Consider the following 19706-nt stretch of genomic DNA (forward strand, 5'->3'; position numbering starts at 1 on the left):
GCTTACAGGCTCGGCAGCAACTTCGCCGTCACCAGTTCATTCAAGCAACGCGAAGCCAGCAGCTCGCTGGCGGCGTTGATGTCCGGCGCGAAGAAGCGGTCTTTCTCGTAGAACGGCACTTTGGCGCGCAAGGTGCTGCGGGCTTTTTCCAGTTTCGACGAGGTTTTCAGGCCGTCGCGCAGGTCCAGGCCCTGGCAGGCAGCCAGCCACTCGACTGCGAGAACGCCACGGGTGTTTTCAGCCATTTCCCACAGGCGCTTACCTGCCGCCGGGGCCATGGACACGTGGTCTTCCTGGTTGGCCGAAGTCGGCAGGCTATCTACCGAATGCGGGTGCGCCAGGGCCTTGTTTTCACTGGCCAGGGCCGCCGCAGTCACCTGGGCGATCATGAAGCCGGAGTTGACGCCACCGTTGGCCACCAGGAACGGCGGCAGTTGCGACATGTGCTTGTCCATCATCAACGAAATGCGGCGCTCGCTCAGGGAGCCGATTTCCGCGATGGCCAGGGCCATGTTGTCAGCGGCCATCGCCACTGGCTCGGCGTGGAAGTTGCCGCCGGAGATCACATCGCCTTCGCTGGCGAAAACCAGCGGGTTGTCGGACACGGCGTTGGCTTCGACGGCCAGCACTTCAGCGGCCTGGCGGAACTGGGTCAGGCAGGCGCCCATGACTTGCGGCTGGCAACGCAGGGAGTACGGGTCCTGGACCTTGTCGCAGTTCTGGTGCGAATCAGACACTTCACTGCGCTCGCCCAGCAGGTCGCGGTAGGCTGCGGCCGCGTCGATCTGGCCCTTCTGGCCACGGGCAGCGTGGATGCGCGCGTCGAACGGCGAGCGCGAACCCAGCACGGCTTCCACGGTCAGGCCGCCCAGTGCCAGGGCACCGGCGAACAGGTCTTCACCTTCAAACAGACCACGCAGGGCGTAGGCCGTCGATACCTGGGTGCCGTTCAGCAGCGCCAGGCCTTCTTTGGCAGCCAGGGTCAGCGGCGCCAGGCCGGCGACTTTCAGCGCCTCGGTCGCTTCCAGCCATTCACCCTTGTAACGGGCCTTGCCTTCGCCCAGCAGGACCAGCGACATGTGGGCCAGGGGCGCGAGGTCACCGGATGCACCGACCGAGCCTTTGAGCGGGATGTGCGGGTACACCTCGGCATTGATCAGGGTGATCAGGGCGTCGATCACCACCCGGCGAATGCCGGAGAAACCACGGCTCAGGCTGTTGACCTTGAGCACCATGATCAGGCGCACCAGCGCATCGCTGATCGGCTCGCCAACACCGGCGGCGTGGGACAGCACCAGGGAGCGCTGCAGGTTTTCCAGGTCTTCGCTGGCAATGCGGGTCGAGGCCAGCAGGCCGAAACCGGTGTTGATGCCGTAGGCGGTGCGGTTTTCCGCGAGGATCTGTTCCACGCAGGCCACGCTGGCGTCGATCTGTGCCGAAGCACTGTCGTCCAGGGTCACACGCACCGGCTGCTGATACACGGCACGCAGTTGGGCAAGGCTCAGTTGGCCTGGGATTAGGTTCAGCGCAGTCACATTCATTCTCCTTTTGAGAGTTTATTAACCAGACGCTCCGGAAGTATCCGTTGTCCGTCGCTTCCCGCTTTTGAGGGGTGGCGCCTTGGCACGCTGGTCTTGGTTAGAAGTCAGTACAAATCGGCAAATGTCTCTTGCAGCGAGGCCGGGTCTTTCAACAGCATGGTCATTAATCCACGGTTTTCAGCCTGCACAAGCAATCTCTGCCGACATCACTGATGCAGGAGCTGGCTGCCCGCCGGCTCCTGCGGGTAGTGCGTTACTGGCCGGTGATCATCGGCAGGTTCAGGCCCTGTTCTATGGCGCAGTCGATCGCGATCTGGTAACCGGCGTCGGCGTGGCGCATTACGCCAGTGGCCGGGTCGTTGTGCAGGACACGAGCGATACGCTCAGCCGCTTCGTCGGTACCGTCGCAGACGATCACCATACCCGAGTGCTGGGAGAAGCCCATGCCGACGCCGCCGCCGTGGTGCAGGGAAACCCAGGTCGCGCCGCTCGCGGTGTTGAGCAGGGCGTTGAGCAGTGGCCAGTCGGACACGGCATCGGAACCGTCCTGCATCGATTCGGTTTCGCGGTTCGGGCTCGATACCGAACCGGAGTCCAGGTGGTCGCGGCCGATCACGATCGGTGCCGACAGCTCGCCGCTGCGCACCATTTCGTTGAACGCCAGGCCCAGCTTGGCGCGCAGGCCCAGGCCAACCCAGCAGATACGTGCCGGCAGACCCTGGAAGCTGATGCGCTCGCGCGCCATGTCCAGCCAGTTGTGCAGGTGCGCGTCGTCCGGGATCAGTTCCTTGACCTTGGCGTCGGTCTTGTAGATGTCTTCAGCGTTGCCCGACAGTGCAGCCCAACGGAACGGGCCGATGCCACGGCAGAACAGCGGACGGATGTAGGCCGGTACGAAGCCTGGGAAGTCGAAGGCGTTTTCCACGCCTTCTTCTTGCGCCATCTGACGGATGTTGTTGCCGTAGTCGAAGGTCGGAATCCCCATTTTCTGGAAGTCGAGCATCGCCTTGACGTGCACCGCCATCGATTGCTTGGCGGCTTTGACCACGGCAGCCGGCTCGGTCTTGGCACGGGCGCGGTACTCTTCCCAGGTCCAGCCGGCCGGCAGGTAGCCGTTCAGTGGGTCGTGGGCGCTGGTCTGGTCGGTGACCATGTCCGGGCGTACGCCACGCTTGACCAGTTCCGGCAGGATCTCTGCCGCGTTGCCCAGCAGCGCGATGGAAATCGCCTTGCCTTCCTTGGTGTATTTTTCGATGCGTGCCAGCGCGTCGTCGAGGTCGGTGGCTTGCTCATCGACATAACGGCTGTTCAGGCGGAAGTCGATGCTCACTTGCTGGCATTCGATGTTCAGCGAGCAAGCGCCAGCCAGGGTTGCAGCCAGAGGCTGGGCGCCACCCATGCCGCCCAGGCCTGCGGTCAGCACCCAACGGCCTTTGAGGTCAGCGTTGTAGTGTTGGCGACCGGCTTCGACGAAGGTTTCGTAGGTGCCTTGGACGATGCCCTGGCTGCCGATGTAGATCCAGCTGCCGGCGGTCATCTGGCCGTACATGGCCAGGCCCTTGGCATCCAGTTCGTTGAAGTGTTCCCAGCTGGCCCAGTGTGGCACCAGGTTGGAGTTGGCGATCAGTACGCGCGGGGCGTTGGCGTGAGTCTTGAATACGCCGACCGGCTTGCCGGATTGCACCAGCAGGGTCTCGTCGTCATTCAGGTTGGTCAGGCTTTCGACGATCTTGTCGTAGCATTCCCAGTTACGCGCTGCGCGACCGATACCGCCGTAAACCACCAGTTCTTTAGGGTTCTCGGCAACTTCCGGGTCGAGGTTGTTCATCAACATGCGCAGCGGAGCTTCGGTCAGCCAGCTCTTGGCGGTCAGTTTGTTACCGCGGGCAGCGCGGATTTCAACGTCACGGTATTTCGTAGGCTTATTCTCGGTCACGAACAGAACTCCTCAGCAATCAATCCAAACCAACCCAGGCGGCGGGCGAGCAAGCCGGCGAACAACGATGCACACCAGCGAATCTGTGGACGATGGTTGAGTCTTCGTGACTCATACGCATACGTCTTTACTTGTACATACAAGCATATGCAATCGAGCGGCCAACTTGCTGGACAAGCATTCAAGAAAAACCCTGCAATGGCTGGAGAGCGCCAGGAACAAGGGCTCTGGCGCGGAAGATTTTTTCCGTGGGAAGATTTTCGAGGACATGTCCGATGTTACTGCTACATGATTTTTTCGCCACGCTGGGGCGTTCGGTAACACGCACGCCCAATTCAGCGCATTCCAGAAACACCCTACAACCTCATTAGATACGTCCGACTCTACCGCCGCTGATCCCCGCCGACTTCATGACCACCCCCTGAAGTCACTCCTGCGAGGAACCCGCAATGAAACAGTGGAAAGTCAGAACCCATCTCCTACTGCTTGCCGGCACCCTGCTGACCAGCTTGATGTGCATCGGCGCACTCGGGCTGTACGGGATGCGCTCCACAGTCCAGGGACTGGAGACGGTCTACCTCGACCGGGTCATCCCGCTGCAAGACTTGAAGAAAATTTCCGCGCTGTATTCCGTGCAGATCGTCGACGCCATACACAAGGCCCGGGACGGCATCTACACCGCAGCACAAGCGGCGGAGCAGATCAGCCTGGCGCTGCCGGAGATCGAACAACGCTGGCTCAACTACCAGTCGACGCACTTGATTGCCGACGAAGTGCAACTGATCGACGAAATCACCCCGCTGATGCAGGCAACCGAAGCTCCGCTGCGGCATTTGCAGGCGCTACTGAACAGCAGGGACCTCTCAATCTCAAACCCGAACCTGGAGCGCTTCGCCGCCCGACAGCTCTACCTCTTGATCGACCCGTTGACCTCACTGTTTTCGCAACTGACCGACGTTCAACTGCAAGAGGCCCGAAAACAGTACGAGTTCAGTCACGCCCGCTACGATTTCTATATGAAGCTGGAGGCTATAGTCCTGGCGCTGACACTGCTGTTCGCCAGCCTCTACGCCGCGATATTCTGCGCCAGACTGCTGCGCTACCTCGGTGCCGAGCCTCACGAACTGGCCGCCATCAGCACGCACATCGCTCAGGGCCAGCTCTTCGATCCGCTAACCATCACCGCAACCACTACGGGGGTCATGCAGTCCGTCGAGGCGATGCGGCGCAGCCTGCGTACCATGATCGGCAAAATTCGCGAGGCCTCGCGGCACATCGAGGCCTCGACGAAAAGCCTCGGCACCTCGTCCGAGCAAGGCCTGAAACAGGCCGCCGAGCAAACCAGTGCAGCGTCTTCGATTGCCGCGGCCGCTGAACAGATGTCGGCCAACATCACCCACATCGCCGAGAGTGCCGTACAAGCGCGCGACACCACGCAAAAAGCCGAACAGATCACCGTCCAGGGCATTGCCACCATGGACCGATCCATCATCGAAATGCAGCAAATCGCGCAGTTGGTGACCCAGACATCGAGCGATCTCGATCAACTGACCCTGCATTCCAATTCCATCGGGAAAATCGTCGACGTGATCCACAGCATCGCCGAACAAACCAACCTGCTCGCACTCAATGCCGCCATCGAGGCCGCCCGGGCCGGGGACCAAGGCCGCGGGTTTGCCGTAGTTGCCGAAGAAGTACGCGAGCTGGCGATCCGCACGACCCGCTCCACCGCCGAGATCGTGAAGCTGGTGAGTACGATCCAGAGCGGCATGCGCAAAGCGAACAACAGCATGAGCGCCGGTCGTGAGCGGGTGCTTCAGGGCCAGCAACTGATCGACAGTGCTGGCGCATCGATGAATGATGTAAAAGGCGCGCTGGATCAGTCACTCGACGCGGTCAGGCAAATCTCCCACGCCTTGCAGGAGCAACGTGTAGCCAGTGAAGACGTCGCGCGCAATGTGGAAACCGTCGCCCAGCGTGTTGAGGAAAATGTCTCGGCACAACAGGACGTCGTGACAACCACTCATGCGCTCAAACGGATGTCGAGTGAGCTGGAAGACACCGTTCGAGGCTTCATCCTCGAACGGGAATAACCGGCATTACCGGTGCTGCGTCAACTCGATCACGCAGCAGGGGCCATTGACGGAGATTTCCAGCAAGCCGCGGTTAGCGTCCAGTTGCAGGCAATCATGGCGACCCAGTTGCTGGGGACCTTCACTCAGCCTGACTTCAAGTTGCTCGGTGACACTGAACACCAACACGCTGCCCGCTGCAGTAAAGAAACGCTGCTCACCCTCCAACCACTGCAACCGCGCACTATAACGCTGCGGCGCATAGATCAGGTTGAAGTCGCGGATCGCGCCACCCAGCAGGGTGCACGACACCTGGCTCTCGCCGCTGAAGGCAAAGGGATCCAGCGGTAACAGTGGGCGCGTGTCCTCGCCGTCGACCGTCAAGCGCATGCCCGCGCCTTGCAGCACGGTAATCACCCGCTGATAACCGGCGAAGGTAGAGAAGCCGCCCGACTCGCCGATATCGGCAATCGACAGGCGCCAGCCGAAACCGTCCAGGCCGGTGCCCGCATCGCGGGTGATTTCTTCAGTGCTACCGCCGCCATTCTTCCACGGCATGCGCGGATAGTCGGCCGCGCGCAAGACCTTCAACTGACTCATGGGTGCCTCGTGTCTTATTTATGAAACCGCCCTTCCAGGCGATGACGGGAACCGGGGTGGATCAGGCGAGCGGCAGTCACCGGCTGGCGGCCCGACCAGGTGCGCCGACGAATCAGCAGGCAGGGCTCGCCCTTTTCGATTTGCAGCAACTTGCACTCGCTGGACTCGGCCAGGATCGCCTCGACCACGTGCTCGCCCTCGGTCAGGGGCGCCACCTGGTTCAGGTAGGCGTATGGCGTTTGTTGGGTGAAGTCTTGCTTGAGGTAGTCCGGCGCCACCAGGGCGTTGACGAAGCGATCTTCGATCTGCACCGGAATATCGTTCTCGAAATGCACGATCAGCGAGTGGAAGACCTTCTGCCCTTCGCGCATGTCCAGCGCCAGCGCACGCTCGGAACCGGCAGCCTCTTCTTCCAGGGTGATCACCTTGCAGGTGTGGCGGTGGCCACGGGAGGCGATCTCATCGGCAATGTTGTGCACTTCAAACAGAGCGGACTGGCTCTTGGGTTCGGCGACAAAGGTGCCGACGCCCTGCATGCGCACCAACAAGCCGTCGGCCGTCATCTCGCGCAGGGCGCGGTTGATGGTCATGCGGCTGAAACCCAACTGGCTGACCAGCTCGCTTTCCGACGGCACACGGTAGTGCGGCGGCCAGTTTCCACTGTCGATCTGCTGGGTGATCATCTGTTTGACGCGTGCGTACAAGGGCGCCGGACTGTCGCCCAGGTTGGCACTCAGCGTCGATACTGCGGGCGGAGTCGGCACAGGAAATCCTTGTTGATGGATGAAAGTCACTAGCTTGCCGGAGTTTACCGAGCAGGCAAACGTCTGTATATGTATATACAAATAACACACGATGGGGTGCTGAACCATGTCCGCCTTCTTTGCCGAGCGCGCGCTACTGCCTAACGGATGGGCCAACAATGTACGTCTTGAGGTCGGCGCCGATGGCCTGCTGACCCACATCCAGGCCGATGCAAGCGCACAAGGCGCGGAGCAACTGAGTGGCCCGCTGCTGCCGGGCATGCCCAACCTGCACTCCCATGCGTTCCAGCGGGCGATGGCTGGGCTGGCAGAAGTAGCGGGCAATCCGAACGACAGTTTCTGGACCTGGCGCGACCTGATGTATCGCCTCGTCGGAAAAATCAGCCCTGATCAGTTGGGTGTGATTGCCCGCCAGCTGTACATCGAAATGCTCAAGTGCGGCTACACCTCGGTCGCCGAATTCCACTATGTGCACCACGATCACAATGGCCAGGCGTATGCCGACCCGGCCGAGCTGTCGCTGCAGATCAGCCAGGCCGCCAGCGCCGCCGGTATCGGCCTGACCCTGTTGCCGGTGCTGTACAGCCATTCCGGCTTTGGTGGCCAGGCGCCGAACGACGGCCAGCGCCGCTTTATCAACAGCACGCAAAACTACCTCGACCTGCAGGCTCGCTTGCAGCCGATCGTGGCGCAACAGCCGGCACAGCGCCTGGGTTTGTGTTTCCACTCGTTGCGTGCGGTGACACCACAGCAGATCAGCGACGTGCTGGCCGCCAGCGACCAGCAGTGCCCGGTACATATCCACATCGCCGAACAGCAGAAGGAAGTCGACGACTGCCTGGCCTGGAGCGGTCGCCGGCCGCTGCAATGGCTGTATGAAAACACCGAGGTCGATCAGCGCTGGTGCCTGGTGCACGCGACCCACGCCAATCCGGAAGAAGTCAGTTTGATGGCGAAAAGCCGCGCCATCGCCGGCCTGTGCCTGACCACCGAAGCCAACCTGGGCGACGGAATTTTCCCGGCCGTGGACTTCCTCGCCCAGGGCGGACGCATGGGTATCGGTTCCGACAGCCATGTGTCGTTGAGTGTGGTCGAGGAATTACGCTGGCTGGAATACGGCCAGCGCCTGCGCGATCAACGCCGTAACCGCCTGTATGGCGCCGAGCAACCGATGGTCGGTCGCACCCTGTACGACGCCGCGCTCGATGGCGGCGCGCAGGCGCTGGGCCAAGCGATTGGCGCCCTTGAGGTCGGCAAGCGCGCCGATTGGCTGGTGCTCGATGGCAATGATCCTTACCTGGCGACCGCCAGTGGCGACGCCATTCTCAACCGCTGGCTGTTTGCTGGCGGCGACCGTCAGGTCCGCGACGTGCTGGTCAACGGCAAGTGGGTGGTGCGTGACGGCCATCATGCTGGCGAAGAAGAGAGCAACCGGGCGTTTACCCAGGTGTTGCGCGACCTGCTGGGCTGATACCCGCTCTTGCAGGAGCAAGGCTTGCCCACGATGGCGGCGACACATTCGCCATCGCCGGCAAGCCTCGTTTCTACGGTTACTTCGAGGTCTTGGCCATCCGCGTATCCGACACACGCCAGATCAGGCGAGTGGTGTCGTAGCCCTGCTGACGCGCCCTGCTCAGCAGTTCTTCACGGGTCTCGGCGTTGACCTCCGGCTTGCGTGACAGCAGCCAGAGGTAGCGGCGGTTGGGGTTGCCGACGATCGCGGTCTGATAGTCATCGCTGACGTACAGCACCCAGTAATCGCCCTTGACCACTCCCGGCAACAGGCGGGTAAACCAGTTATCGAAATTCACCCACAGCTTGTCGGTCTTGCCCGGCACCTGCGGCGTCGCCGTGCCCCGGGCTTCTTCCCAGGTCCATTCTGGCGTCAGGCAGCGGTTGAGCACGTCCATGTCGCCGTCAGGCTTGAGGGCGTAATGGGCCTCGGACTGGGCGCAGTTGCGCTGGAAGTACATGGGCATGCGCGCCAACTCGTACCATTTGCCCTGGTAACGCTTGAGGTTGACGTTATTGGCCGTTTTCGGTGCCAGCGAATCATCGCCAGAGGTGGCACAGCCGGCCAAGAACAGACCGGCTAAAAGAACTAATACAAACCGCATCATTATTTTTCTCCCGTGGGCGCTTGGCCCCGGTTTACTTCAGGCCTTGCCCGGAAAACATCAACACTTTGTCACCGGCAAACTGCACGCTGATAAAGCTGTTCTTGTCGCCCCAGGTGCAGCTGGACATCCCCAATGCGCCGGAACAATCGGCCGGTTTGCCCAGCAGGGTTTCGACCTCGGCCTTGGGCATGCCCGCCGAAAGTTTCGAGTAGTTTTCCTGGTTGACCTTGCTGCATGCGGCCAACAGCACGCAAAACGACAGCAAGGCGATAGATCGCAGCGACATGGTGAAACTCCTGGAAAGAGACGCTGGCATGGCTGCCAACCAAAAGCTTAGAAGAGAAATCGCCCATCTGGTTCCCACCGCAGGCGGGTATTTCTTGAACGGTCAGATCGACGCTCAAGGCTCGAATCGGACACCTTTTTGCGGTGTACGACATTTCGTCGTTTTTTGCCAAACCCGTCTCATCTTTGCCGTCGTGGCGCAGTCAGTGCAAAAGATGATCGAAGAGCTGTCACCGACCTCATCGCGGGCAAGCCCGCTCCCACAATGATCTTCGGTGGACACAAATAGTGTGTACGACAGAGATCCCTGTGGGAGCGGGCGCCCGCTTGCGGCTTGCCCGCGATGGCGGCATCAGCAACAACAAAAAGCTAGAACCGCGACCCCGGCTCACGCAAAAACGCGACCTCTTCGGGCGTACTCTCACGCCCCAGGATCGCATTGCGATGGGGAAAGCGGCCAAACCGCGCGATGATCTTTTGATGCCGTTCGGCGTAATCGAGGTTATCGGCAAACACCTCGCGCTGTGCCTGGGGCTGCTCGGCCAGCAAGTCGGCAAAACGCGAAATCGCCTCGTTCTGCACCGCCAGATGCTCGCAGTGCTCGAACACCAGGTAGATAAAGACGCGCTGGATCGCTGGCAACTGCCGATCGAAATCCGCGGCTATGCCTTGCGCCACAAGCTGCTGGGCACGCAGGTCACCGGAAAATGCAGCGGGGGTATCGCGATAGATCATGCGCGGCAATTGGTCGAGCAACAACACCAGGGCCAGCCAACCTTCGGGACGTTGCGTCCACTCGGTCAATCCGCCGGCCAGTGCCTGGTCCACCAGGTCCGCAAAACGCTCACGCGCCTCACGGTCCTGGCTGTCACGCTTGCCGAACCACAGACCGCCCTGTTGCGCCGCCACTTCGTTGGGGTTGTCGGCTGTACCGAACCACCATTGGAGCAACGGCAACCAGGGCGCGGTCATGGTTTATTCCTTGTGGTAAGCCGTGGCGCGTTCGACTTCTTCTTTCGAGCCGAGGAACACCGCTACGCGCTGGTGCAGGCCATCGGGCTGGATGTCGAGGATGCGCTGGTGACCGTCGGTGGACGCACCGCCAGCCTGTTCCACCAGGAACGACATCGGGTTGGCTTCGTACATCAGGCGCAGCTTGCCCGGCTTGGACGGCTCGCGGCTGTCGCGCGGGTACATGAACAGACCGCCACGGGTCAGGATGCGGTGCACGTCCGCGACCATCGCGGCAACCCAACGCATGTTGTAGTTCTTTTTCAGCGGGCCTTCTTCGCCAGCCAGCAACTCTTCCACGTAGCGTTGTACCGGAGCTTCCCAGTGACGCTGGTTGGACATGTTGATGGCGAATTCCTGAGTGGCCGCAGGAATGGTGATGTCTTCGTGGGTCAGCACGAAGCTGCCCATTTCGCGGTCCAGGGTGAAGCCTTTGACGCCGTCGCCCAGGGTCAGCACCAGCATGGTCTGTGGACCATAGATGGCATAACCGGCAGCTACCTGCTGGGTGCCTGGCTGCAGGAAGGCTTTTTCATTCAGGGGTTCGTTCTGGGTCAGGTACTCGTTCGGGCAACGCAGTACCGAGAAGATCGTGCCGACCGGGGCGTTGATGTCGATGTTCGACGAACCGTCCAGTGGGTCGAATACCAGCAGGTATGCGCCTTTCGGGTACTTGCCCGGGATCTGGTAGGCGTTGTCCATTTCTTCGGACGCCATGCCGGCCAGGTGACCGCCCCATTCGTTGGCTTCGAGCAGGATCTCGTTGGAGATCACGTCGAGCTTCTTCTGCACTTCGCCTTGCACGTTTTCAGTGCCCATGCTGCCCAGAACACCGCCCAGGGCGCCTTTGGAGACGGCGTGGCTGATTTCCTTGCAAGCTCGCGCCACTACTTCGATCAGGAAACGCAGATCGGCAGGAGTGTTGTTGCTACGGGTCTGCTCGATCAAATAGCGACTCAGGGTAACGCGGGACATGTAAGGCTCCGGAGAAGTGGGGGCTAAAAACCCGCGCAGTTTAACGCGAGTCGTTACGCAATTGCTCTTATCAGACGAGATTCGCCTGACAGAGTTCATGCGCCGGGTTGAGCGTAGTAGCAAAAACGTAGATTGGGATCAGGGCTTGACCGCCGGTTTGCGTAACAAACTGAAGGCCATGGCCGCCAGGAACAGCACGCTGAGCAACAGTACAGCCCACAGGCCCAGCTTCTTCCAGTCGGTTCCTTGGGCCAGAGGCGGCGCTACGATCGGCGGAGTCACCAGCGTCCCCTCCTCGATCCGGGCCTGGCCGAGACTCTCCAGGCGCTTGGGGCTGATGTCCGGGATCAGGGTAGCCAACGGCAGGCTCGCGGTTTTTTCACTGCTGCTGCCCAGTGCCAGGCGGTAAGGCCCGGCACCCCGGGCGAGGAAAACCAACTGGGTCGCGCGCACCGCATAACGCACGCTGGGGGCTTCGGCGCCCAGGCCGCCACCTCGATCATCGACGGTCAATTTCAACTGCTGCACCACCTGCCCTGGCAGCTGCAACTGGTCTTGCACCACGTCCTGGCCGTTCTGGGTCAGGCGGTAGAGCAAACCGCTGCTCACGGTCTGCCAAGGCAGGCTGGCGTCGCGACGCCCAGCCAGCGACACCGGCGCCAGGCTGTTGGCTTCGGTCAATTGCACCTGGAGGCGTTCGACACGCAGGCCCATCGGCAACTGCCAGGTGTATTCACCGGCCGGGGTACGGCTGCCGGCCACCGGCTCGGACCACACCAGGGGCTGCGCCGGGCTGCTGGTGGTCAGGCTCTGCAACAGCGCCGAGGTCAGTACCGGGGCCGCCTGCGGGGTTTGCCACAGCAATCGCAGGTAACGCGCCCGTTGACCGGGCAGCGCGACTTCATGCTGCTCAACCCGTTCGTCGGCAAACGACAGGCGCGCCACTTGCCCTTCGCCCCAGGCCTGCCAGTTCTGTAAATCGTCACTGGCTTCGATACTGAATCGCTGGAAACCGTCCTGCTCGCTGGACCAGTCGAGGATCAATTGCTGCAACGGCGCCTTGATTGCACTGGCGTCCAGCAGCCAGCCACGGCGCACTTCCTCACCGGCCTCCAGCTGGCTGGACGGTTGCACCTGCACCAGGGTGCCGGCGGCATTGGACAACACACGCACGTTCGGCACCGCCGAGCCGGCATCGGCCGAGTCGTACAACGGGAACCACTTGACCTCATGCAGTTGCAGGCTCTCACCACTGGGCGCTTGCTCGCGCGTCAGCGAATAGGCCTGCACTTCACCGGCCGCATTGAACACTCGCACATCCGCCAGATCGCTCTGATGGGCGTGCAGTTGCACGGCCAGGGGCAAATCGAGGCGGTACCAGGGGCCTTCGCCGCTGAGGGTCAGCGGCACGTGAGTGGCGAAGTTCGCCGCGGTTTGCGCGGCCTGCGCCGACAGCACCATGCAGCATCCAAGCACAGCCAGCCAGCGCGGGCTCAACATCATGTTCAAGACGACACTCCTTCAGATTCATTGGCCGCTTCATGCGGCTCAGGCGCAGCTTCGATTCGTTTGGGCGGCAGCGGCGCAAAGTAGCCGACCACCAGCAGCAATACGCCAACGCCAATGAACGACACGATACGTGCCAACCCACCGCGGTTGCTCAACTCGACAAACACCAGTTTGGCCACCACCAGCGCGATCAGCGCCGCGCCCACCAGCCAGACTTCCCGACGTTTGCGCAGGTGCCCGCCGATCATCAGGCCGAGGGCGATCAGGGTCCAGACCAGCGACAGGCTGGCCTGCACCAGCATCGACCCGAGCAATGCATCCAGCTCATATGGCACGCCACCCCAATGGTGGGCGCTGCGCATCACCACGGCGGTGAAGAACGCGAACAGCGACACCCCAACCACAACATCGCTGGCGAGCCCCGCGTGCTCGAAGCGGATGGCCAATTGGCCCTGGGCACTGCGCGTCCACGCATAGACGCCGAACAAGGCGAACAGCAGGCCGATATCCAGTGGGTTCAGTAGCGGCACGTAGGGCAACGGCTCGGCGTTGCCGGAGCTGACCGTGTTGGCCAACCAGAACCAGCCCAGCATCAGCACCGCCAAGGGCAGCGCGGCATACAGCCGGTACTCGCGGGCATAGGCCGACACCGGCCACGGCCAGGCACGTGGCGCGGCCATCAGCACCAGGTACAGGCTCGGCAGAATCGCCCAGCCCAACCAACGCCAGGCATTGTACTGCTCGGACAGCACCAGCAGGCCGTAGCGTAACTCCAGCGCCAACACCCCGATCAACAGCCAGCAACCCAGCACATGAGCCACGCTCGCCACCGGTTGCACGAGCATCGGCGCCAGACGCCGCAACGAAACGAAATGCACGGCGAACACCGCCGCCCACGCCAGCCAGCCGAAATTCGCCGCCGGGTGATAACGCCCATGGGACGCCGCCCACAACAACAGACTGGCCGCCGGGATCAACAGCGTGCACAGGATGCCCAGGGCCGACCAGTTCAGGCGCAAGGCCAGCCAAGTCCACAGCGCCACACTCAACGCTGCGCAGCCCAGCAACAGCGCGCCAGACAACTGCACCGGCGCAAAACGCAACACCTCGGTCAGCAGGGCCAATGCCCACCAGGCCGCGCCCCACGCCAACAGCAACTCGGACAAGCGCCGCAGGCTCAAGGCATCAAACGCACTGGCATGGTTGCCCACCTGCAAGCGCCAGGCCCCGACCATCGCCGCCAGCCCCAGCACCATGGGCGTCCAGAACCCGCCATGGGCCAGCGGCCGCAAGCCTTGGTGATCCAGAGGCCCGAGCAAGTCCGGGCCGGCGATCAGGAACGCCGCGCCGCCGATCACCTGCAGCACCAGGCCAAAGACAAAACTCAGGCGCTGCTGCAAGTACAGGCTCAACCAGATGATCAACACCCCACTGGCGGCCCACACCGCGCTCGCGGTTTGCCAGGGCAGGACAAACAACACCGCCAGGTTGATCAGCGCCAGGCCCGCCAACAACACCAGTGACAAGCCGCGCAGCAAGCGCAGATCGCTGCGCACCATGCTGTCGCGGGCGGCGAACAGCATCCCGCCGATCAATGCCAGGCCAATCAACGATGCGGCCAGCAAACCGCTCCAGCCGGTGTTGAACACCGCCGTCGAATCGCCGCTGGCCCCCTGCAGCCGTAGCAGGAACAGCACGCCACCGAGCAGTTGCACGGCAAACGCGGTGAACAGGAAAGTGCGTGATTGCAGGCGCAGGCCGACGAACAAGGTCGCCAATCCCGCCAGGGCCCAACTGATGGCCGTGCCCTGGGTGAAGAAGAACAGCGGTGCCAACAGATAAAGGAACGTCAGGCCGGCGCAGGCCAATACCGGCAGGCCTTGGCGCTCCCAGGCATGGCTGTGCCCAGGTGCCGCAGCGCGTAGCTGATAGAAGGTGAACAACAACGCCAGGCCGAGCATCAAGGCGCCCAGCGGTGCCCCCTCGATCAGGCTGCTGACGCCGACATCCAGCTCGCTGAGGAATGCCAGCGCCGAGCCCAACTGCAGCAGCAAGGCAAAGGCCCGTGCCAGCGGCCGCTGCTGGCGCAAGCCGAGCCAATAGATACCCGCGCCTTCGACGGCCCAAGCGGCGGCCGTCCAACGTGCATCCAGACCCAGGGGAATGGCCAGGCTGGCAAAGATCACCCCCAGCGCCAGGCACGTCTCACCCAGCAACAGCGCGCGCCCGCCACTGAGTACGCGGGCCAGGCCCATGTAGATAAAACCCAGCAGCAGCGCACTGAAGGCCGCTGCGAACTCCAGGTGATGCACCAGCGCGAACTGCAAGCCAAAGCCCACCAGCGGCGGGCCGAACAGCAGCGTGCCGTCGACGTAGTCGCCCTTGCGCGCCGACCAGTGCAGCAGTGCTTCGCGGTCGCCGTCCAGCGGGGCGTCGCTGATCTCCAGCAACTTGCGCCGGGCGAACAGCAGGCCGATGGCCAGGTACATCAGGAAGAACAGCATCAGGAACGGCTCGGTGCTCCACAGCAGTTCCGGGGTATAGGAGCGCAAGCCCCAGGCCAGGCCGATGCCGAAGGTGCCGACGAAGCCAATCAGGTTCAGCAGGCGCCAGGCCTTGAACCAGGCGATGCCGAGGATGCCGGCGTTGAGCAGGGCGAAGTAACTGAACAGCGCGACATGGTTGCCGGCACCGGTGGAGGTCAGGATGGGTGCGGCGAATCCGCCCAATGCCGCGGCGCAGGCCAGGGCCAGGGAGTCCTGGGTGATCGCCAGGATCGCCGAAAACACCGTCACCGCCACCAGCAGGCCGAGGGCCGCCGTCGGATCGAGCAAAGGGTGCAAGCGCATGGCGGCGAACACGGTGAGGTACAACACGGCAATCCCGGTGCCCTGGAGGATCAACGCGTACTGGGTGTTGCGCAGCCGCAGCCACCACCCCAGCCCCAGCAAGGCCAGGGCCGCCGCTGCAACGCCGGCATAGCGCAACTCGATCGGCACCACCATGCCCTCGGTGGCGTAGCGCAGCAGAAACGCCAGGCCGAAGAACAGCAGCACCACACCCACTCGCAGCACCGTGTTGCCGCCAAACAGCCAGTCACGCGCACCGGCGATGGCGCGGTCGAACAAGTTGGGCGCGCGAGGCGCCGGGGGCTGGGGAGCGGCGAATGGCTCAGGCTGGGGCGTCCACAGGTCGACCGGTGCAGACTCGACACTGGCTTGGGCCATGTTGATTTCAGGCGGTAGCTCCCAGACCAGCTCGGACGCGGCAGGCGTTGGCTCGAGTTGAGGCGCTGGCGCCGGGACAGTCTCAGCATGGGAGAGCGGCTCGGCAGCAACGCCGCCGCCCTCCAGCGAGGCCAGGCGCTGCTCGACCGCACCCAAGGCCACCTGGGCCAGCTTCAATTCACGCCCCTGCTGCAAAGCTTGCGCATTCAAGCGTTGCAGCACAAACGCCTGGCCAGCACCCAGCCCGATCAGCGCACCGATCAAGGCGTCGCTGAACGACTCATCGAGCAGCCAGCCGAGCACCAGCCCAATCAGCATGAACATCCATTGCATGGTCGATATCCCTTCGCGTAGGAGCTGCCGCAGGCTGCGATTTGCCCGCTACACCAGTATATCGATCCCTCCCACCCGAACTACGAGACTTTTCTTAAAGGCCTCCCCTACTCCAGCGCCTTCCAGATATCCGTGGCGTACTCGCGGATGGTCCGATCCGAGGAAAACCAGCCCATCCGCGAACTGTTGAGCACCGCTGAACGCCACCACTCCTTGGAGTCGTGCCAAAGGGTCTCGACGCGCATCTGCGCGGCCCAGTAGGAGTCGAAGTCGGCACAGACCAGGAAGCGGTCGTACTCGATCAAGGAGTCGATCAGGCCGGTGTAGCGCGCCGGATCATCCGGCGAGAACACCCCGCTGCGAATTGCCTGCAACACGTCATTGAGCCGGTGCGAGGCGGCAATGTCCGGGGCGGCGTGGAACTCGTGGTTCTGCTTGCGCGCCTCGACCTGCTGGGCACTCAGGCCAAAGATGAACATGTGCTCGGCACCGATGCGCTCGCACATTTCCACGTTGGCCCCGTCCAGGGTGCCGATGGTCAGGGCGCCATTGAGGCCGAACTTCATGTTGCTGGTGCCGGACGCCTCGAAGCCGGCGGTGGAGATCTGCTCCGACAGGTCGGCCGCCGGAATGATGCTTTCGGCCAGGCTGACGTTGTAGTTGGGCAGGAACACCACTTTCAGCAGGCCGCGCACGGTCGGGTCGTTGTTCACTGTGCGGGCGATGTCGTTGGTCAACTTGATGATCAGCTTGGCCTGGTGATAACTGGCCGCCGCCTTGCCGGCGAAGATCTTCACCCGCGGCACCCAGTCGGTCTCAGGCTCGGCGCGAATCGCCTGGTACAGCGCCACCGTGTGCAACAGGTTGAGCAACTGGCGCTTGTACTCGTGGATCCGCTTGACCTGCACGTCGAACAGCGCCGCCGGGTTGACCGCAATCCCCAGGCGCTCGTGAATCAAATAGGCCAGGGCTTTCTTGCTGTGCAGCCGCTGCTCGGCGAACTGCTTGCGGAACGCCGCTTTCTCGGCAAACGGCTCCAGGCCCTGCAACAGTTGCTCGGGGTTATCCAGCAGCTCCGGCCCCAGGGCATCGACCATCATCGAGGTCAGTTCCGGGTTGGCCTGGTACAGCCAGCGGCGGAAGGTGATGCCGTTGGTCTTGTTGTTGATCCGCTCGGGGTAGAGCTTGTGCAGTTCGGAAAATACCGTGCTGCGCATCAGTTGCGTGTGCAGGCCGGACACGCCGTTGACGCTATGGGAGCCGAGGAACGCCAGGTTGCCCATGCGCACCCGGCGGCCGTTGTCTTCCTCGATCAGCGACACCGCGCGCAGCACGTCGAAGTCGTGGATGCCCTTGGCCCGCAATGAGTCGATGTGCTGGGCGTTGATCAGGTAGATGATCTGCATGTGCCGCGGCAGCATTCGCTCCATCAGCCCTACCGGCCAGGTTTCCAGCGCTTCGGGCAACAGCGTGTGGTTGGTGTAGGACAGGGTATCGACCGTGACCTGCCAGGCCGCATCCCACTCCACGTCGTAGATGTCGACCAGTTGGCGCATCAGCTCGGCCACGGCAATCGAGGGGTGCGTATCGTTGAGCTGGATCGCCGCATGATCGCCCAGGGTCAGCACCGAGCTGTGCATGTTGCGATGGCGCCGGAGCAGGTCCTGCAGGGACGCGGCGACAAAGAAGTACTCCTGGCGCAGGCGCAGTTCTTGCCCCGCTTCGGTGCTGTCGGCCGGGTAAAGCACCCGGGAGATGCTTTCGGCCCGGGCCACTTCGGCCACCGCGCCCAAGTGGTCACCGGCGTTGAAGCGCTCCAGGTGCAGGTCCTCCATGGCCCGTGCCCGCCACAGGCGCAAGGTGTTGACGCTGGCTCCGCGCCAACCGACCACGGGAGTGTCGTACGCCACCGCGCGCACCGTTTCCGAAGGCGTCCAGACTTGCTTGCTCTTGCCGCCGGCATCGATGACGGTCTCAACACTGCCGCCAAACCCGATCGGGTAGATCACCTCCGGCCGCTCGAACTCCCAGGGGTTGCCGAAATCCAGCCAGTGCTCGGTCTGCTCCTGCTGCCAGCCATCGACAATCGCCTGGCGGAACAGGCCGTGCTCATAACGAATGCCGTAGCCATGCCCGGCGATGCCCAGGGTCGACATGCTTTCCATGAAACACGCGGCCAGGCGGCCGAGACCACCGTTGCCCAAAGCGGCGTCCGGCTCCAGCAGGCGGATCCGCTCCAGGTCGACCCCCAGCTCGGTCAAGGCCTCGCGGGCTACGTCGAGCAGGCCCAGGTTGCTCAGGCTGTCGTAGAGCAGGCGGCCGATGAGGAATTCCAGCGACAGGTAGTACACCCGCTTCTGGCCTTTGCGGTAAATCTGCCGCGTATGGTCCATCCAGTGCTCGACCATGTGATCGCGCGCTGCCAGCGCAATGGCCTCGAACCAGTCGTGGTCGAAGGCGTGATCCGGATCCTTGCCGACGGCATAGGTGAGTTTGGTCAGGACGGCTTCGCGAAATGCGGCCACCTCAGCTTCGCGAACAAGTGGTTCTTGAGTCATCGATAGGGCCTCGGGCGAGCATGGAATTGACTGAGCCTAGACGGTCTGACAAACGGTGCAGTCGCTGGTTCGGGTGTTTTGCACAATCACCTGAATTGAGCGGTTCAGAAACAAAAGGATGCAGGGGGCGTGCCGGATCCTTGAAAAAGTTGTTCAAAAAACCACCAATCCCGTATCATCCCGCGCCCGGATACAACGCTCCCCCTTGGAACCCTGATGAAGCCTCAACTGATCGCCGCCGCGGAACTCGACCGCCTCGAGACCTGGCAGAAATACTCCAGCCATATGTGCGGCGGCTGCGTGTCCAGCTGCTGCACGCTGCCAGTGGAGGTCAAGATCAAGGATCTGATCCGCATCGGCATCGTCGATGAATTCGAACGCGGCGACCCGCCGAAGAACATCGCCAAGCGCCTGCAAAAGGAAGGGATCGTCGAGCGTTACAACCAGAAATCGGAAATCTTCACGCTCCAGCGCATGAGCAACAACGATTGCCTGTATCTGGATCGTAAGAGCCGTTTCTGCACTATTTATGACAAGCGCCCGGATACCTGCCGCAATCACCCCAAGATCGGCCCACGACCAGGCTACTGCGCCTACAAGCCCAAGGAAGTGGTGCGCGATACCCAACGGCGGACGCTGGACAAGTTCTGATCTGGATTTTGTATGGCTCCAAAGGCCCTCATCGCGGGCAAGCCCGGCTCCCACACGGACCGAGTTGCCTGGCTGAACGCGGTAAATTGTGGGAGCTGGCTTGCCAGCGATAAGGCCCACACAG

The 19706-nt window shown here is 62.4% G+C and carries 15 protein-coding genes; 4 read left to right on the forward strand and 11 right to left on the reverse strand.

The features are described 5' to 3' along the window. Nucleotides 1–2 precede the first annotated feature (2 nt). The gene (gene hutH, locus ACM6IP_RS17555; RefSeq protein WP_095167320.1) at nucleotides 3–1541 is read right to left on the reverse strand and encodes a histidine ammonia-lyase; all 1539 of its coding nucleotides are present in this window, start codon (nucleotides 1539–1541) and stop codon (nucleotides 3–5) included. Nucleotides 1542–1794: 253 nt separating this feature from the next. Next, nucleotides 1795–3477, reverse strand: a complete 1683-nt coding sequence (gene hutU, locus ACM6IP_RS17560) for a urocanate hydratase (RefSeq protein WP_414861959.1) — start codon at nucleotides 3475–3477, stop codon at nucleotides 1795–1797. 449 nt (nucleotides 3478–3926) lie between these two features. Between hutU and ACM6IP_RS17565 the strand changes: the two genes are divergently transcribed. Beyond that, nucleotides 3927–5570 (forward strand): methyl-accepting chemotaxis protein, encoded by a 1644-nt coding sequence (locus ACM6IP_RS17565; protein ID WP_414861960.1) that lies wholly within the window; start codon nucleotides 3927–3929, stop codon nucleotides 5568–5570. A 6-nt stretch (nucleotides 5571–5576) separates the two neighbouring features. Here ACM6IP_RS17565 and ACM6IP_RS17570 read toward each other — a convergent pair whose 3' ends face one another. Together ACM6IP_RS17570 and hutC are read right to left on the reverse strand one after the other, a co-directional pair. Then, a complete protein-coding gene (locus ACM6IP_RS17570) occupies nucleotides 5577–6149 on the reverse strand; it encodes a HutD family protein (protein ID WP_159993230.1) in 573 nt (190 codons plus the stop codon). A gap of 14 nt (nucleotides 6150–6163) precedes the next feature. Further along, entirely contained in the window at nucleotides 6164–6832 is a 669-nt protein-coding gene (gene hutC, locus ACM6IP_RS17575) for a histidine utilization repressor (protein WP_232534619.1), read from the reverse strand. A 187-nt stretch (nucleotides 6833–7019) separates the two neighbouring features. Here hutC and ACM6IP_RS17580 point away from each other — a divergent pair, with 187 nt between their 5' ends. Then, entirely contained in the window at nucleotides 7020–8384 is a 1365-nt protein-coding gene (locus ACM6IP_RS17580) for a formimidoylglutamate deiminase (RefSeq protein ID WP_414861961.1), read from the forward strand. A 79-nt stretch (nucleotides 8385–8463) separates the two neighbouring features. On the opposite strand, the gene ACM6IP_RS17585 is transcribed toward ACM6IP_RS17580, so the two are convergent. Together ACM6IP_RS17585 and ACM6IP_RS17590 are read right to left on the reverse strand one after the other, a co-directional pair. Further along, complete coding sequence (locus ACM6IP_RS17585) at nucleotides 8464–9033, reverse strand: lipocalin family protein (protein WP_095167329.1); 570 nt, start codon at nucleotides 9031–9033, stop codon at nucleotides 8464–8466. 31 nt (nucleotides 9034–9064) lie between these two features. Beyond that, nucleotides 9065–9319, reverse strand: coding sequence for a hypothetical protein (locus tag ACM6IP_RS17590; protein ID WP_095167330.1), 255 nt, complete (start codon nucleotides 9317–9319; stop codon nucleotides 9065–9067). Between the two features lie 28 nt (nucleotides 9320–9347). On the opposite strand from ACM6IP_RS17590, the gene ACM6IP_RS17595 reads away from it, so the two are divergent. Beyond that, the gene (locus ACM6IP_RS17595; protein ID WP_143501172.1) at nucleotides 9348–9587 is read left to right on the forward strand and encodes a hypothetical protein; all 240 of its coding nucleotides are present in this window, start codon (nucleotides 9348–9350) and stop codon (nucleotides 9585–9587) included. 100 nt (nucleotides 9588–9687) lie between these two features. Here ACM6IP_RS17595 and ACM6IP_RS17600 read toward each other — a convergent pair whose 3' ends face one another. The 5 genes from ACM6IP_RS17600 to ACM6IP_RS17620 all read right to left on the reverse strand — a co-directional run bounded on the left by ACM6IP_RS17600 (nucleotide 9688) and on the right by ACM6IP_RS17620 (nucleotide 18931). Then, the gene (locus tag ACM6IP_RS17600; protein ID WP_095167332.1) at nucleotides 9688–10290 is read right to left on the reverse strand and encodes a DUF924 family protein; all 603 of its coding nucleotides are present in this window, start codon (nucleotides 10288–10290) and stop codon (nucleotides 9688–9690) included. A gap of 3 nt (nucleotides 10291–10293) precedes the next feature. Beyond that, a complete protein-coding gene (locus tag ACM6IP_RS17605; protein ID WP_095167333.1) occupies nucleotides 10294–11304 on the reverse strand; it encodes a class 1 fructose-bisphosphatase in 1011 nt (336 codons plus the stop codon). Between the two features lie 138 nt (nucleotides 11305–11442). Beyond that, on the reverse strand, nucleotides 11443–12813 hold the full coding sequence (locus tag ACM6IP_RS17610) for a DUF3999 domain-containing protein (protein ID WP_414861962.1): 1371 nt from the start codon (nucleotides 12811–12813) through the stop codon (nucleotides 11443–11445). Then, nucleotides 12810–16373, reverse strand: a complete 3564-nt coding sequence (locus ACM6IP_RS17615; RefSeq protein ID WP_414861963.1) for a DUF2339 domain-containing protein — start codon at nucleotides 16371–16373, stop codon at nucleotides 12810–12812. Before ACM6IP_RS17615 ends, ACM6IP_RS17610 begins: the two co-directional genes overlap by 4 nt. A gap of 107 nt (nucleotides 16374–16480) precedes the next feature. After that, nucleotides 16481–18931, reverse strand: coding sequence for a glycogen/starch/alpha-glucan phosphorylase (locus ACM6IP_RS17620; RefSeq protein WP_095167336.1), 2451 nt, complete (start codon nucleotides 18929–18931; stop codon nucleotides 16481–16483). Nucleotides 18932–19147: 216 nt separating this feature from the next. Between ACM6IP_RS17620 and ACM6IP_RS17625 the strand changes: the two genes are divergently transcribed. Further along, the gene (locus ACM6IP_RS17625; RefSeq protein WP_095167337.1) at nucleotides 19148–19582 is read left to right on the forward strand and encodes a YkgJ family cysteine cluster protein; all 435 of its coding nucleotides are present in this window, start codon (nucleotides 19148–19150) and stop codon (nucleotides 19580–19582) included. Nucleotides 19583–19706: the final 124 nt, after the last annotated feature.

The organism is Pseudomonas sp. IT-P176 (genome assembly GCF_949767245.1).
Lineage (GTDB): Bacteria > Pseudomonadota > Gammaproteobacteria > Pseudomonadales > Pseudomonadaceae > Aquipseudomonas.